General features: G+C 76.0%; 12 protein-coding genes and 1 tRNA gene. 5 read left to right on the top strand and 8 right to left on the bottom strand.

Annotated features, from left to right (window positions below; translation table 11 throughout):
* Positions 1-65 precede the first annotated feature (65 nt).
* The gene (locus ACFV3E_RS16960; RefSeq protein WP_500535355.1) at positions 66-1,019 is read left to right on the top strand and encodes a hypothetical protein; all 954 of its coding nucleotides are present in this window, start codon (positions 66-68) and stop codon (positions 1,017-1,019) included.
* Complete coding sequence (locus ACFV3E_RS16955; RefSeq protein WP_500535354.1) at positions 1,016-1,792, top strand: peptidoglycan-binding domain-containing protein; 777 nt, start codon at positions 1,016-1,018, stop codon at positions 1,790-1,792. Before ACFV3E_RS16960 ends, ACFV3E_RS16955 begins: the two co-directional genes overlap by 4 nt.
* On the opposite strand, the gene ACFV3E_RS16950 is transcribed toward ACFV3E_RS16955, so the two are convergent.
* Positions 1,741-3,342 (bottom strand): IucA/IucC family protein, encoded by a 1,602-nt coding sequence (locus ACFV3E_RS16950; protein ID WP_500535353.1) that lies wholly within the window; start codon positions 3,340-3,342, stop codon positions 1,741-1,743. The genes ACFV3E_RS16955 and ACFV3E_RS16950 overlap by 52 nt on opposite strands.
* A gap of 75 nt (positions 3,343-3,417) precedes the next feature.
* Here ACFV3E_RS16950 and ACFV3E_RS16945 point away from each other — a divergent pair, with 75 nt between their 5' ends.
* Positions 3,418-5,076 (top strand): IucA/IucC family protein, encoded by a 1,659-nt coding sequence (locus ACFV3E_RS16945; protein ID WP_500535352.1) that lies wholly within the window; start codon positions 3,418-3,420, stop codon positions 5,074-5,076.
* A gap of 455 nt (positions 5,077-5,531) precedes the next feature.
* Here ACFV3E_RS16945 and ACFV3E_RS16940 read toward each other — a convergent pair whose 3' ends face one another.
* Positions 5,532-6,887 carry a hypothetical protein gene (locus ACFV3E_RS16940; RefSeq protein ID WP_500535351.1) on the bottom strand — a complete coding sequence of 452 codons (1,356 nt, stop codon included), beginning with the start codon at positions 6,885-6,887 and terminating at the stop codon, positions 5,532-5,534.
* A gap of 209 nt (positions 6,888-7,096) precedes the next feature.
* Here ACFV3E_RS16940 and ACFV3E_RS16935 point away from each other — a divergent pair, with 209 nt between their 5' ends.
* Positions 7,097-7,681, top strand: coding sequence for a hypothetical protein (locus ACFV3E_RS16935; RefSeq protein ID WP_500535350.1), 585 nt, complete (start codon positions 7,097-7,099; stop codon positions 7,679-7,681).
* Here ACFV3E_RS16935 and ACFV3E_RS16930 read toward each other — a convergent pair.
* The 5 genes from ACFV3E_RS16930 to ACFV3E_RS16910 form a co-directional block, all read right to left on the bottom strand.
* On the bottom strand, positions 7,668-8,387 hold the full coding sequence (locus ACFV3E_RS16930; protein ID WP_500368839.1) for a vWA domain-containing protein: 720 nt from the start codon (positions 8,385-8,387) through the stop codon (positions 7,668-7,670). The two genes, ACFV3E_RS16935 and ACFV3E_RS16930, sit on opposite strands and share 14 nt — an antisense overlap.
* A 69-nt stretch (positions 8,388-8,456) precedes the next feature.
* Positions 8,457-9,200, bottom strand: coding sequence for an aminoglycoside 3'-phosphotransferase (locus ACFV3E_RS16925; RefSeq protein WP_500535349.1), 744 nt, complete (start codon positions 9,198-9,200; stop codon positions 8,457-8,459).
* Between the two features lie 72 nt (positions 9,201-9,272).
* Positions 9,273-12,134 carry an FtsX-like permease family protein gene (locus ACFV3E_RS16920; protein ID WP_500535348.1) on the bottom strand — a complete coding sequence of 954 codons (2,862 nt, stop codon included), beginning with the start codon at positions 12,132-12,134 and terminating at the stop codon, positions 9,273-9,275.
* The gene (locus ACFV3E_RS16915; RefSeq protein WP_500535347.1) at positions 12,131-12,871 is read right to left on the bottom strand and encodes an ABC transporter ATP-binding protein; all 741 of its coding nucleotides are present in this window, start codon (positions 12,869-12,871) and stop codon (positions 12,131-12,133) included. The genes ACFV3E_RS16920 and ACFV3E_RS16915 overlap by 4 nt, the downstream gene beginning before the upstream one ends.
* Before the next feature lie 80 nt (positions 12,872-12,951).
* Complete coding sequence (locus ACFV3E_RS16910; RefSeq protein ID WP_500535346.1) at positions 12,952-13,578, bottom strand: PadR family transcriptional regulator; 627 nt, start codon at positions 13,576-13,578, stop codon at positions 12,952-12,954.
* Between the two features lie 277 nt (positions 13,579-13,855).
* Here ACFV3E_RS16910 and ACFV3E_RS16905 point away from each other — a divergent pair, with 277 nt between their 5' ends.
* Entirely contained in the window at positions 13,856-14,059 is a 204-nt protein-coding gene (locus ACFV3E_RS16905) for a cold-shock protein (RefSeq protein ID WP_500368829.1), read from the top strand.
* A 203-nt stretch (positions 14,060-14,262) separates the two neighbouring features.
* Here ACFV3E_RS16905 and ACFV3E_RS16900 read toward each other — a convergent pair.
* Positions 14,263-14,336 (bottom strand) — tRNA-Ala (locus ACFV3E_RS16900).
* Positions 14,337-14,354 lie beyond the last annotated feature (18 nt).

The following is a 14,354-nucleotide window of genomic DNA, read 5'->3' as shown; positions in this document are numbered from 1 at the left end:
GCCCCGGGCGCCTGCCGATAGGATCGCGCCCTGCTCGTCGAGTCCAGGTCGAGGGGACAGTTGAGGTGGGGATTTTCCGGCGCGGGCCGAAGCGTGACCAGCGGGACGCACCCCGCGACCCCGAGTACGCCTTCTTCTCGGTGGGCGAGGGCGCGCGCTTCCGCGCGATCGTGCGCGAGTCGTTCGCCGAACTCGGGCTGGAGGTCACGGTCTTCGCCGACATGGTGACCGACGACTCCGGCCGTCGCTTCGGGCTCGGCAACCTCGCCGCGCTGTGCCACAACGACCGGCGCGGCCCGCGCGTGTGGCCGCTGCTGGCGCGGGAGCACATCGGTGCGGTGCTGCGCACCCTCGACGGGCCCTCGCCGCTGGAGACCCTGCCCGCCGAGGAGATCCGCGAACGGCTCTACCCGCGTCTGGTCACCCCCGACACGGTCGACCCGGAGACCTTCCGCTACGCCCGGGTCGCCGCGCCCGGGCTGCTGGAGGTGCTCGCCCTGGACCTCCCGGAGAGCGTGATGACGCTAGCCGACCACGCCCTGGTCCCGCTCGGCGACGCCCGTGAACTGCGCGGCCGCGCCCTGCTCAACCTGCGCGACCTGCCGGTGGAACGGCACGAGGTGGTCCGGCACGCCGACGTACGCTTCGACGTCCTCGTGGGCGACTCCTTCTTCACCGCCGCCCGGGTGCTGGTCCTGGACGAGCTGGTGGAACGGGTCACCGGGGAGCCGCTGACCGCCGACGGGGCGCTGGTGGCCATGCCGTTCCGGCACCAGCTGGCCTTCCACGCCATCCGTGACAGCGGCGTCATCCCGGCGCTCAACGGCATGGCGGGTTTCGCGGCGGCGGGCCACGAGGACGCGGTGGGCCCCATCAGCCCGTACGTCTACTGGTGGCGGGACGGCGTGCTGACCCAGCTCAGCCGGAAGGACGGCGACGGGCTGCTGATCACCGTCGGCGAGGAGTTCCAGGACGTCCTCGAACGCCTCGTGCCCGACCAGGCGGGCGAGGAGAGATGAGCGACGGCCGGGCGGGCGGGACGACCGTCAGACCGCTGATAGGCGTGGGCCCCGAGGGGCCCGCGCCCGACTACGCCGAACTGTTCCCCGAGAAGCCGCACGGCACGGGCGATGGCCCCGGCGACCCGCAGGGGTCGCCGCCGCGGATACCGCACCCGGCGGGCGGGCGCCGCGGGGCGCGCCGCGGGGCGGCCCGCTCCCGGCGGCGCCTGCGGGCCGTCGTCACGATGGCCGGGGCGGTCGCCGGCGTCGGCGTCCTGGCCCTGCTCGGGCACCTCGTCACCGGTCCGGGCGAGGCCGACCGCGCGCTGCCCGATCCGAGCGCCTCGCCGCCGCGGCTCGCGCTGCCCAGCCTGCCGGACTCCGACGGCACCACGCAGCCCTCGCGCGGCGCCTCGACCCCGTCGGCACGTACGGGCGCGGGCGAGGCCTCCCCGTCCGCCTCCGGCTCCGGTTCCGCGTCCGGCACCCTGCCACGGGCCTCCGCCACGGGCACCGCGACCGCCATCGCTCCGGGCGGGACCACCGGCAGCGCGACCGCCGGTTCCGGCGCGGTGCTCAAGCCCGGCTCGCGCGGTCCCGAGGTCGTGGCGCTGCAGCAGCGGCTCGCCCAGGTCCAGCTCTACGACGGTCCGGCCGACGGCAAGTACGACGGCGGCGTCAAGTACGCCGTCCAGCGGTACCAGATGGGCTACGGCGTCACGGGCGACGCCTCGGGGTTCTACGGCCCCGCCACGCGCCGTTCGCTGGAGTCGGTCACCACGGCGCCCTGAGGCCGCAGCGGGTTCGGCAGCGGCAGGTAGCGGGCGGCGGCGCCGTCCGCGCCGGTCCAGCGCAGGAGCAGGTTGGTCTTCGCGGGGATGTACGGGGCGGCGAGCAGCTCCCGGACGGGCGCCGCGTCCCCCTGCCCGGCCGCCCACTCCACGAGGAACGCCCGGGCCCGCGCCCACAGCACCGGCGTGAGCGCCGGGTGGCGTTCGGCGACCGCGCCCGCGATCTCCAGCAGGTTGTTGGTGACGAGGCAGTAGACCAGGCGTTCCCAGCCGTGGGCGGCGTCCACGCCGGGCCCGGGCGCGTCCGGCCGTGCGTGGCGGCCGAGCAGCTCGTGGTGCCGCTCCTCGACCAGCTTGACGCCCTCGTGGTCGCGGAAGAGCGCCTGGCCGGGCACGCCGTCGGCGTCCACGGCGACGAGCACGTTCTGCAGGTGGCACTCCAGCACCGCCCCGTGCCGGAGGTACGCGTGCAGCACCGGCGGCACGACCTGCCGCAGGTACGCCTCCCACCAGGTCAGCGCGCCGTCCGCGGTCAGGCCCGGCGCGGCGAGCGGGCTGCCCTCGTACCCCTCGGCGACGGCCGCCGCGAGCAGCGGGGTCAGCCCGGGGCGCAGGTGCTCCCCGAAGCCGTCGCGGACGAGCACGGCCAGCCCCTCGAACGCGTCCCGGCCGCCCAGGCCGGCGGTCCGGTAGCCGCGGTCGGACAGGACGTCCGCCTCCGGGACCGCGCGCAGCACCTCGTCCACCGGCCCGAGCCAGCGCAGGTCGTGCCGCCACAGCCGGCGGATGTCGTTGGTGATCCGCACGTCGAGGCTGAACTTCAGGAAGAGGTCGGCGTCCGGCAGGTACACCGTCCGCAGGGACGCCGTCGGCACGGCCGGTACGGCGGTGTGCCCCAGGCGCAGCAGGCGCCCGTCCCGGAACGCGGGGAGGTCGCCCAGCAGGGCCAGCTGCCAGGGGTGCGCGGGCAGTACCCGGTAGCCCTCGGGGACGTCCGGGTACAGCCGGTCGAGCACCGAGGTGTCGCCCTCACCGGACAGCAGGTCCGCGCGGACCGCGAGCAGCGTGAGCGGAAAGCTCGTGTGCGCCTCCGGCGCGTAGGGCAGCCAGCTCTCCGGCGGGCCGCCGCCGCGGGTCTTGGGGGCGGGGTGGTGGCGGTGACCGGCCACGAGGGCCTGCTCGGAGCGCAGGTACGGATCGGCGGGCGGCGGCGCGTGCTCACGGGCCTCCAGCAGGGCGGCGAGCACGTCGCGGCTGTCGCCGATCTCGGCGGGCAGCCCGGCACCCGCGACACCGGTGCGCGCGGTGAGCTCCGCGGCGGCGACGTCGACCAGCGCCTCCAGCGGGAGCGGCCGCCAGCCGTCCCCGGTGCGCAGCTCGGGCCCGGCGGGATGGCGCCCGGCCCGCACCCGCAGCAGCGCGCCGGTCGCGGGCAGCCGGTGGACGGGACGGCCCCCGTCCTCGCCCGCTGCCTCGGCGAGCTCGCGCAGCAGGCAGTTCAGCAGGGCCGTCGCGGAGAGCGCCTCGGCGCGGTCCCAGGCGTCACCCACGACGGGACGTTCCTGCTGGTCGCTGCCCTGGTCGATGCACGGTCGGCCGCCTCCTGCGTAGGGTAGGGACCCATCATGTACCCGCACTCGGCGGCTGCGACGCGGCGCCCCCTGGAGACGGCGTTCGCCACCGAGCTGGCGACGCTCCGTCCTGATCTGCACGACGCGTACACCGCCGCGCTCCCCGGTGCCCGCGCCGCCGTCCTCGGCCGCCTGTGGCGCGCCCTGCTCCTGGAACCCCTGCCGGGCATCGCCTCGCGCGGCCCCGACCGGGTGCTCTTCCACGACGGCCGGGTGCTCACCGGGCCGCGGCGGCTGCCGCACGACCTGGGGTCGCCGAAGGACGAGCCGGCCCTGCTTCTGGACGGCCGGCCCCACGACCACCCGGCCGCCCTGGTGGTGGCCCTCGGGCTGCCGGGCTCGGGCCTGCTGCGCGACGAACTCGACGACAGCGTCGCCTCGTTGGCCCTGTCCCGGGCGGGCGCCACGGGCATGGCGGGCCACGGCGGCCGGCCGCCGACGCTCGCCACCTTCGAGCAGGGCGTCGTCGACGGCCATCCCTACCACCCGTGCTGCCGCAGCCGTCCCGGCTTCTCCGTGGCCGAGCAACTGGCCTACGGGCCCGAGCACCGGCCCGTCGTCGCCCTCGACCTCGTCGCCGTCCCGGCCGCCGGCTCCCTGGTCACGGGCGCCTGGCCGGACCGGTTCCGCGACGGCGACCGGCTCCTGCTGCCCGTCCACCCCTGGCAGACCCGGCACATCCTGCCCGCCCTGGGGCTGCGCCCGTACGCCGAGGCCGCGCTCCCCACCCGGCCGCTGATGTCGGTGCGCACCCTCGCCCCGCTCGACGGCGGGCCGCATCTGAAGACGGCGCTGAGCATGCGGATGACCTCGGCCGTCCGCGACATCTCGGCCCGCTCGGTGACCGACAGCGAGCCGCTGTCCGCGCTGCTGGACGAGCTGACCCGGCGGCTCGGCGGCGGCACGCTGCGCGTCACCCGCAACCTCGCGGCGGCCGCCGCCGTCGTCGGCGGTGAGGCCAGCCCCGACCTCGCGGCGCTGCTGCGGGAGTCCCCGTCCGTTTTCGCCGACCCGGCGGCCGGGGAGAGCGTGCTGCCCGTCGCCGCGCTCACCGGGCGGCCCGCCGACGGCGGGCCGCCCCTGCTCCGCTCACTGCTCACGGCCGCGGGACCGGGCGCCCCGCAGGACGGCACCGCCTGGCTCACCGCCTTCGCCCGGCTCGCGCTGCCGGCCATGCTGCGGCTGCTGTCCCAGGGCGTCGCCCTGGAGGCGCACGGGCAGAACCTCCTGGTCGTCCTCGACCGGCACGCCCGGCCGCTGCGGCTGGTCTACCGCGACCTGGCCGACGTCCGGATCAGCCCGGCCCGCCTCGCCCGGTACGGCGTCACCGTGCCCCCGCTCGGCCGCGGCCTGAGCGACGACCCCGCGGTGCTGCACGCCAAGCTCTACGGCTCCCTGGTCGCCACCACGTTCGGCAGCCTCGTCTCCGCGCTCGGCGAGGCCCATCGCCCCACCGAGGCACGGCTGTGGGCCGCGGTGCGCACCGAGACCGCCCGCGCCTTCGACGCCCTTCCCGCCACGGCGGACACCCGCACCGACCGCGCGGCCCTGCTCTCCGCCCCCGAACTCCCCGTCAAGGCGCTCACCTTGATGCGGCTGGAGACCTCCGCGAGCGGCGACCACTGGACGGGCCTGCCCAACCCCCTGCTCTGACCGACCGATCCGCCGGCCGGGGACGTTCGCGCCCGGCGACGGGGTGACGTCGCCGAACGGCAGGAGCAGCGCACCGCTCCCCCGTGCCGGGACGGCCACGACGAGAGACTGCCGATTAGGCAACGGCCGGGACGAAGGCGCACGTGGAGACCAGCACACGGGTGCGCCTGCCGGGGCCACGAGGCCGTGTCGTCGGACGCCCTCCCCCCGGCCTTCGGCCGGGGTGCCCCCACGCTGCGTTGTCGAATCGTGCGGCCCGCTGCGAGGCCGACTCTCCGTCTTGCGATGCGCCGCACCTGGGGGCACCTCCCAGCGGAGCTGGGGGAGCTCCTGTGATGACACGGCACAGCGGCGACCACTGGACGGGCCTGCCCAACCCCCTCCTCTGACCGCCGGATCCGGGGGCGCGATCCGGGGGCCGGATCCGGGAGCCGGAGCTGGGAATCGGGCCGGAGTCAGGCCCTGGGCCGGAGGGACCCGTCGTCCAGGAGCCATTCGCGGTGCACGGCGCCGAGCGGGACGCGCTGCTCCATGAGCGGGGTGCCGAAGACGTTCAGGCGCAGTTGCAGCGCCCCGGTGAGGTCCACACCGCCGTACAGCCTCCAGGCCAGGGCCGCGGAGCCGGCGCTGCCCCGGGACGCGGCGCCGGCCGTGGCCTCGCCGCGCAGGTAGGGCGCGAGGTCGGCGGTGACGCCCACGGCCCCGTACAGGCCGACGCTCGCCTCGGCGCCGACCGTGGCCTTGACCCGGCCGGTGGCGGTCAGCGCGGCGCGGACCGGGGTGCTCGTCATGTCGGCCGCGGCGACCGGCCGCCAGCCCGCGGTCCGCGCGTAGTCGCCGCCGAGCCGGAAGCCGCCCTCGAGGTCCTGCCGTACGTCGACGCTCACCGTGCCGTCCGCCTCGACCTGGAGGTAGCAGGTCAGGTCGAGGTTGACGACCACCGGGACCGGCCCGACCTGGATGACCGGGTCCGCGTGCAGCCTGGCGAAGGGCACCCGCAGCGGCCGGCCGCCGTCCGCGGTCACGGCTGCACGGCCACGCACCGCCCAGCCGGAGGTCCACCGTCCCGACAGGCCGAGGAACGCGGCGTCGGGCGAGAGCGCCGAACCGCCGTCGTAGGAGAACTCGACCTCGGGCGCGACCTCGACGTACCCGGACACCCGCAGGCCCGCGGCCGGCACCCCGGCCTCCGCGCCGACGTCCACGCGCAGGCTGCCCAGGGGCAACCGGGCGCCGCCCGGGCCGGTCGTGCGGCCGCCCGCCGTGGCCCGGGAGACCTCGACGCCCGCCACCAGGGGCTCGACGTCCACCTCCGCGGGGTCGACCGGCACGGTGCCCTCGGCCTTGTCCCGGCCGAGCAGGGCGCTCATCGTGGCGGGCGCGGTCTCGACCCGGGTCCGTGTGCCGTCGTCGTCCAGGACGCGGGTGACCTCGGCCAGCAGCCCGTCGGGGGCGCCCGGGGCAGGACCGCTGGCGATCACGTCGCCGGTCCGCGGCGCCTCGGCGGCGGAGATGACGGCCCGCCGGGTCGTGCCGTCGTACGAGGCGACCTTGAGCGCCGCCCGCCGGGCGCGCCCGTCGCCGCCGGCCCGGGCGACGGCGGTCGAGGTGTTCGTGGGCGCCGCCTTGACGGCGAGGTCGTGGGACGGCGCGGCCTGGACGCCGGCCGCGGCCCGCGCGGTGGCGGACGGTGGTGCGGCCTGGGCGGGGGTGGCGGCCGGGGGATCGGCGGCGGCCGAACACCCGGCGAGCAGGAGGGAGACGGCCGCGGCGGCGGCTAAGCGGACGTGCCTGGAGGCGGATGCGCGCATGGAGGGTCCTCGGAGCGTGTGGTGGGGGGTACGCACGGCAGAGAGGGCGACCCGCGACTTACCGGCGGGTAACAACCGCCCCGAGCATCCCACGCGGCCCGGGCGCCCCGCGGCGGATCCACCCCCGGCCCGGCCATGACCTCGGTCACACGGCACGCTCCCCGCCCCGGCCGAAGCCGTTGTCGGTCCCGCCCCCTACGGTGGCCGCCATGTCCGAACCGTCCGACGCCCCGAAGTCCTTCACGACGTTGTGGACCAACGACCTCTGCCGCCGGCTGACGCGGGGCGGCTACGCCGGACGCCCGCTCCGCGTCCTGTTCGGCGGTCCGCACCAGTCCCTGCCCAGCTTCCGGCTCGCGGGCGTACGGCCGGGCGACCGCGTCTTCCCGCTGCGCGTGCACCGGACCAGGCTCCATGTGCTGGGCCGCCTGGAGGTGGCGCGGATCGTCCCGTACGAGGAGGCCGCGGACGAGCTGGCGAAGCTGCCCGACTGGACGCCGCTGGAGGGCGGTTGCGTGTCCGAGGTGCTGGTCGGCCCGCCCGGCACCCCGCTCGACTTCGGCACCACCGTCCCCGGCGAGCTGCTGGAACGGCTCACCTACCGCTCGCGCCGCGCCGAACGCCGGCTGCGGTTCGTCGAGGACGGCGCTCTGACGCGGTCGGTCGGCCTCCAGGGCGTCTACCGGCTCGCACCCGGGTCGGCCGCCGAACTCGACCGCCTCGTGGACGCGGCCGCCGCACCCGCCGCCGGTCCCGCCGCCGGCCTGGCCGAGGCGGCCGTCAGCCCCGGATGACCCCCGCCGCCCGCGCCGCCGCCAGCCACTGCGGGAACTCCTCCATCAGCGCCGCGTACAGCTCGGCGTCCGACGCCGCCGCGGGCTCCTCCCCGGCGGCGTGGAAACCGGCGTTGTCCACCACCCGCTTGGCGGGCACCGGGAGTTCGTCCAGCTTGCGCAGGAAGTCGAAGTCCTTGCCCGCCGGGTCCCCGAAGCCGACGAACTGCCAGAAGAGCGGCAACCCGGCCGCGGAGCAGAGCAGCCGCTCGGCGGCCGTGCGTGAGGAAGGGCCGCCGTCCGTCTGGAAGATGACGAACGCGGGCTGCGTCGCGCCGGACGCCCGGTAGTGGTCGATCACCGCCTGCATCGCCAGGTGGTAGTTGGTGCGGCCCATGTGGCCGTAGCTGTCGTGGAGCGCGTTGATCCGCCCCTCGTAGCCGTCGAGGCCGATCTCGGCGACGCCGTCCACCTCGGTGGAGAAGAAGACCACCGGCACGACCCCGTCGTCGTCGAGGTTCGCCGCGAGCCCCAGGGCCTGCTCGGCCAGCCGCTGCACCGTGCCGTCCCGGTAGTGCCGCCGCATGCTGCCGGACCGGTCCAGCACCAGGTACACCGCGGCCCGTTCCCCCGCGACCCCGGCCTTCTCCAGCGACACCCGGGCGCCCTTGTACAGGCTCACCAGCCCGGGCGCCGCCGCCTGTACCTTCTCCAGACTGATGGCCATCGTGCCCCGCCCCCTCACGCTCGCGCTTCCGCCCCGATCGTGCCACCTCCACCCGCCCGGGGTCACCGGTCAGGTGACGCTCCACAGCCGCCGGTAGAAGGCGGTCCGTTCCGGGTCGGGGGCGATGCCGTACGCGTCCAGTAGCGTGCCCTCCCAGCCGGGGCCGTAGTTCCACTCGGTGCTCCAGGTGGCGACGGCCAGATCGGCCCAGCGGTCGGCCACCCCGAGGGCGCCCATGTCGACGTGGCCCGACCAGGTGCCGTCGTCCCCCAGCAGCGTGTTGGGCGCGCAGGGGTCGCCGTGGCACACCACGAGCCGCTCGACGGGCGGCGCCGGCGGCAGGTCCCCCGGCACGTCCCTGCCCGACCGCCGGGCGCGTTCCAGCCGGGTGCCGACGGACCAGTCGTACGGGCAGCGGTCCACGGGCAGCCGCTCGTGCAGCGCGCGCAGCCCGGCGCCCAGCGCGCGCACCGCGGTGGCGGGATCCGCCGTCCAGCGCGGGCTGACGGCACTCTCCCCGGGCAGCCCGCGCGTCACCAGCCAGGCCCCGTCCCCGTCCGCCCCGTGCTCCAGGACGGGCGGCACGGGCGTGAAGCGGCCCGCCCACTCCAGGCGCTCCGCCTCGGCCCGCAGATCCAGCCCCGAGCCCGCCGGCGCCCACTTGGCGAACCGCCGGTCCTCCCCCGCCCCCAGCCGGAACGTCACCCCGCCCGCCTCGTTCCGCCACACGGGCAGCGGCGTCCGCTCCCCCGCCAGCGCCCCGATCGGCGCGGGCACCTCCACCTCGCCGTCCGGCGGCCCCGAAATCCCCACCGCCGCATGCTCCCCCCGAACCCCTCCGAAGGCCAGCCCATTTCCCGCGGCCGGGCGTCCGGCAGGAGTGCCCTACGCGGCCCGGCGCGTGGTCGTGGGTCTCGACGAGGTGGCCAGTGCCGCCAGGCAGGCGGCCACCACCGGCACCGCGACGAGCAAGGCGGCCAGCAGCCCCCAGGGGACCACGATGAGCACGTGCTCGGTGATCCGGGGCGCGGTGCCCTCGTCGAGCTGCCGTTGGTGGAAGGCGAGCGTGATGCGCCGGTCGACCAGGCGGAGGCCGATGGCCGGGACGATCCCGGTCACGGCGCCCAGCACCACGCCTGTGGCGGCCACGACGGCGCATTGGAAGGCGCTGAGCAGTCGGCGGATCCCGGGCGGCGCGCCGACCGCGGCGAGCGTGGCCAGGTCGGTCTCGGCATCGGCGCGTGCCAGGCCGGTCGCGGTTCCGGCGGCGCCGAGTGTGATGACCGCGGCGAAGATGCCCAGCGCCAGCGGCACGACGTCGGCCGGCTCGTCGGGGCCCTCCTCCAGATGGAACCGGACGTCGGCTCCGGTGTCGTCGAGGGCCTGCTGCGTCGTCTGCCGCTGCGTGTCGGTCGGCGGGTGCGTGGTGGTGAAGTAGGCGCCGAACGGCACCGTCCCGACATGCGCCGACCTGGCCGCCGCCCGGGGTACGACCACGTCCACGCCGTAGTTGCGCGGGCTGCCGGGAACTTGGTGGACGGGGAACTCGACGACCCTGCCCGGCGGCTCCTTCCCCCGTGCTTCGGCGGCGTTCGCCGCCAGGTCGTCGGTGACCAGCCGGACGGCGACCCGGCCGTGGGCGTCGACGTTGCGGCGGTCGAGGGAGACGGCCCGCCCGTGCGCCAGGGCCGCCACGGCCCCGGGGTCGTCGACGCCGAGCACCGTCAGCAGTTTCGCGTCGCCGACCAGGACACCGCTGGAAGTCGTCATGCCCACGCTGTTGTACGTGCAGCGCCAGTCATAGGCCAGCGCCCTGAGCCGGGCACGGGGCAGGGAGGACAACGGGTTCGAGGGGCCCATGTCGTACAGCGGGCACTCCTTGGCGGGAGGCCTCAGGACGTCCACGTAACCGCACATCCCGTCCTCGTCGCAGCCGGCACGGCCGGTGAACAACTGGTCCACGTCCGCCTCGACGCCGACGGGCAGGTGCCGGGCGACGGCGCTCCTGGCAGCCGGGGCGGCGCGTCCGCGGTCCTCGTCCACCATCACCGAGACGGCTCCGGTGGGCAGCCAGGCCTCGTACTCCGCGCGCTCCTGGGCGGCCGTGCTGCCGGTGTAGGCCGCGACGGTCACGGTGCCGGCGACGGCGGCGAGCACAGCCGCGACGGCGGGGGCGGTGCGCCCGCGATTGCGTGCGGCGTCCCGCAGCGCCAGGCGCGGCGACAGGCCCCATCGGCGCCCGAGCCGGCCGGCGACGCCCATGAACGTCGGGGTCATCGCGACGACGCCGGTCTCGGCGATGACGCTGCCCACCGCGACGACGACCTTCCACTCGGTCTTCATCGCCCCGAACAGCGCGATCGCGGTCCCGAACAGGAACGCGGCCAGTCCCGCGACGAGGAGCCGCCGTCCGGAGCGCCGTACCCCCTTGCGACCGGTGAGCGCGGCCAGGACCGGCTGCCGCGCCGCCGCGGCCGCGGGCACGGCCGCGGCCACCAGACCCGCCAGCACGGCCAGGAGCGCGATGCCGAGCAGGTCGAGCGGGCGCAAGCCGAGACCTCCGAACCGCGCGCCGCTCCACTCCTCGAGCACGGGGCGCAGGGCCGCGGCCAGGCCGAGACCGAGGACGCTTCCCACCGCGGCCGCGACCACCCCGGCGACCAGACCGCCGCCGAGGACGACGGCCCTGATGTCCCTGGCCTCGCCGCCGCCCGCGCCGACGAGACCGAACTGCCGGCGTGAACGCTGGGCGCCGACGGCGAACGCGGCCCCGGTGAGCAGGCAGACCTCCGCGAGCGCCAGAGCGACGGCGGTCGCCGCCTGGGTGGCCCGCGGGGACACCGGCCGGGGCCTGGGCAGCTCCGGGTGCTCCCGGTACAGCGGCACGTCGGCGCGGGCCGGCGGATGCAGGGTGACGTCCCGCGAGAGCACCGTCACGCCCCGGGTGTTCGCCTCCTTCACCATGGCCCAGCCGTACCCGCCGGGCACCGCCACCAGGAGGGTCCCGGTCGGCGGTTCGAGCGGCGGCGTGCCGGCCGCCGCGAGCACCCGGCCGTAGGGCGCGAGCAGCGTTCCTGGCAGGGCGTTGACCTCGTCCGCGGTCAGGTCCCCGGGACGTTCGTAGGCGCCGACGATGCGGTAGGGGCGGGTGAGGTCCCGCACGGTGAGCCGTGAACCCACCCGCAGGCCGCTCACCTCCAGCAAGTGGGCGGTCACCGCGACCTCGTCGGGGCGGACCGGGTGGCGGCCCTGCTTCAGCGTGATGATGCCGCGGGTCATCGGGTCGGCGGTCCTGAGCTCGAGGACGTCCGCGTTCAACACGCCGTGCCCCGTCCGCACCTTGGCGACGCCGGTGATCTCTTCGAGCGTACGGGCGTGCGGCGGCACGGCCCGCGCGAGGACGGGCGCGGCGGCGGCCGGGGACGGTGAGCCGGCCGGCTCGTCGGCCGCGCCGCCCGCCACCCCCTCGACGGGCGTGCGGTCCACAGCGACGTCGCCGGGGTCGGGCCCTTGGAGGACGGGGCCGAAGCGCGGGTAGCGGAGTTCGGCGTCCGCCTGTCCGAGGGTGCGGTCCAGTTGCTGCTCCGGCGAGAGCTGCGAGCCGCGCAGCGTCACGTCGGCGGCGGACGCCCCCAGGACGGGCACGGCGAGCATGACGACGACGAGCAGGGTGCGGCCCGGGGACCGCCGGGCGTCCCGGCCGGCGATCCGCAGCGCCGCCCGCCAGGCGTGGACTCGGGCGGTCACCGGCCTGCCGTCCCCTCCGTGAGCAGCGCCTCCGCATGCGTCCTCCTGGTCTCGTCGACGACGGTGCCGTCCCGCAGGAAGACCATCCGGTCCGCCCAGGCGGCGAGCCGCGGCTCGTGGGTCACCAGCACGCCGGCCGCTCCGGCGTCGCACCTCCTGCGGAGCAGGGCGAGCACGGAGTCGCCCGTCTCCGAGTCCAGCGCGCCCGTCGGCTCGTCGGCGAGCAGCAGACGGCGCTCCCCGACGAGCGCCCGGGCGATGGCGACGCGCTGCTGCTGGCCGCCGGACATCTCGTCCGGGAAGCGGTCCGCCAGGTGCTCCAGCCCGACGTCGCGCAAGGCGGCGACGGCCTCCTTGCGCGCCCGGCGCACCGGGACGCCGTCCAGTTCGCGGGGGAGGGCGATGTTCTCGGCGGCCGTGAGGGCGGGGATGAGGTTGTAGTCCTGGAAGACGTAGCCGATACGGCGTCGGCGCAGTGCAGCGAGCTCCCTGGGGCCTGCGGTGGTGAGCTCGGTGTCCTCCACCGTCACGCTGCCGGACGTCGGTGCGTCCAGACCGCCCGCGATCGCGAGCAGGGTGGACTTGCCGGAGCCGGACGGTCCCATGACGGCGACGAGTTCGCCCGCGTGGACGTCGAGGTCGACGCCGCGCAGGGCGTGCACCTCGGTGGCTCCGCTGCCGTGCGTCCGTGTCAGGTCGCGTATGCGCAGGAGGGGTTCGGTGGCGAGCAGGGACAAGGCGGTCCTCTTCGAAGGGCGTACGGGGGCCTCGGCAGGCCGTGGGGGGCACATCCGGGGCGCGGTGGTCGGCGGCGGGGCTAGGGACGCGATGCGCGGCGGCGGCCGCCCCGGGGGGTGCCGCCGTCCGCGGCCTCCCGCCCGGGATCCGCATCCGCCTGCCGGGCCCGGGCGGCCGCCGCCACCCTGACCAGCCGCGCCTCGCAGTGGTCGAGCCAGCGCGCCTCGGCCTCGGTCTGGAAGATGAGCTGCTCCAGGACGAGCGCCCAGGCCACTTCCTCCGGCCGGTCCGACGGCGGCTCCGGGGTCCGGGCCTTGAGCCGGGTGTAGTCCTGCATCGCCCGCAGGGTGTGGTGCCTCTGCAGCTGGATGACGTCCCGGACGTCGACCCCCGGCGCGCTCACCGCCATGGCGAGTTTGATCGCGAGTTCGTCGCGGGGCGGGTTGCTGCGGTCGACGGGGCTGCGGTACCAGGAGCCGAGCTCCGCGTGTCCCGCGTCGGTGATGCGGTAGAGCGCGTGGCCCGAGCCGTCCTCACCGTCCTGCGCGACCAGCCCGTCGCGCTCCAGCCGGTTCAGGGTCGTGTAGACCTGGCCGACGTTGAGGGACCAGGTCGCACCGGTGCGACTCTCGAACTCGGCGCGCAGCCGGGCCCCGTAGCGAGGCCCGTGCTCCAGCAGGGCGAGCAGCCCGTGGCGAATCGACATACCGAGTATATATACCAAGTATGTCGGCCCCGCCAACGCCCGTCGCGAGCGCCTGGCCCTGCGAAGGCGCGCTCCATGAAAGGCCGTTCGGGACCCTCGGCCCGGGCTCCTCACCGCCGGAAACCACACGGCGCGCGAAGACACCTGCGCCGACGCAGGCGTATTCGCTGGCGGAGGCAGCGCATCATCGGGTAAGCAAGGAGCGGCGGCCCGGAATCGAGGGTCCGCCGGCGCGCCCCGGGCGCGCCGCAGCAGCAGCATGCGAAGGACGAACACCGTGGCATCTGGCGTCGTGAAGTGGTTCAACGCGGAGAAGGGCTTCGGCTTCATCGAACAGGACGGGGGAGGGCCGGACGTGTTCGCCCACTACTCGAACATCGCCGGCAACGGCTACCGCGAGCTCGCGGAGGGTGAGCACGTCACCTTCGACGTGACGCAGGGGCAGAAGGGCCCGCAGGCGGAGAACATCGTCCGCGGCTGACGGGCTCCCGCCCCGCGCACTGAGTCACGCCGCCCGCGGTGGTGCTGACGTCAGGCGCGGCGGCCCGGCAGACCGCGCGCGGTCTGCCGGGCCGTGTCCCGCGGCCGGGCTGCTGGTCGAGCGGGAAACCCCCACGCTGTCCGCGGCCCGAACGCCGAGATCCCGACCCGACGGTGACCGTCGGATCGGGATCTCGTGTGTTGTGGACCTGAGGGGATTCGAACCCCTGACCCCCTCGATGCGAACGAGGTGCGCTACCGGACTGCGCCACAGGCCCTTGCAACGAGGAAAACTC

It is taken from the genome of Streptomyces sp. NPDC059718 (assembly GCF_042733315.1).
Taxonomy (GTDB): domain Bacteria; phylum Actinomycetota; class Actinomycetes; order Streptomycetales; family Streptomycetaceae; genus Actinacidiphila.
Note: the sequence above shows the minus strand (reverse complement) of the source record. Positions and strands in the feature narration are given on the sequence as shown.

What these genes read in the sequence shown, in the direction of transcription:
- ACFV3E_RS16955 (WP_500535354.1), top strand. Translation starts at nt 1,016, where the DNA reads ATGAGCGACGGCCGGGCGGGCGGGACGACCGTCAGACCGCTGATAGGC.
- ACFV3E_RS16945 (WP_500535352.1), top strand. Translation starts at nt 3,418, where the DNA reads ATGTACCCGCACTCGGCGGCTGCGACGCGGCGCCCCCTGGAGACGGCG.
- ACFV3E_RS16940 (WP_500535351.1), bottom strand. Translation starts at nt 6,887, where the DNA reads ATGCGCGCATCCGCCTCCAGGCACGTCCGCTTAGCCGCCGCCGCGGCC.
- ACFV3E_RS16935 (WP_500535350.1), top strand. Translation starts at nt 7,097, where the DNA reads ATGTCCGAACCGTCCGACGCCCCGAAGTCCTTCACGACGTTGTGGACC.
- ACFV3E_RS16930 (WP_500368839.1), bottom strand. Translation starts at nt 8,387, where the DNA reads ATGGCCATCAGTCTGGAGAAGGTACAGGCGGCGGCGCCCGGGCTGGTG.
- ACFV3E_RS16910 (WP_500535346.1), bottom strand. Translation starts at nt 13,578, where the DNA reads ATGTCGATTCGCCACGGGCTGCTCGCCCTGCTGGAGCACGGGCCTCGC.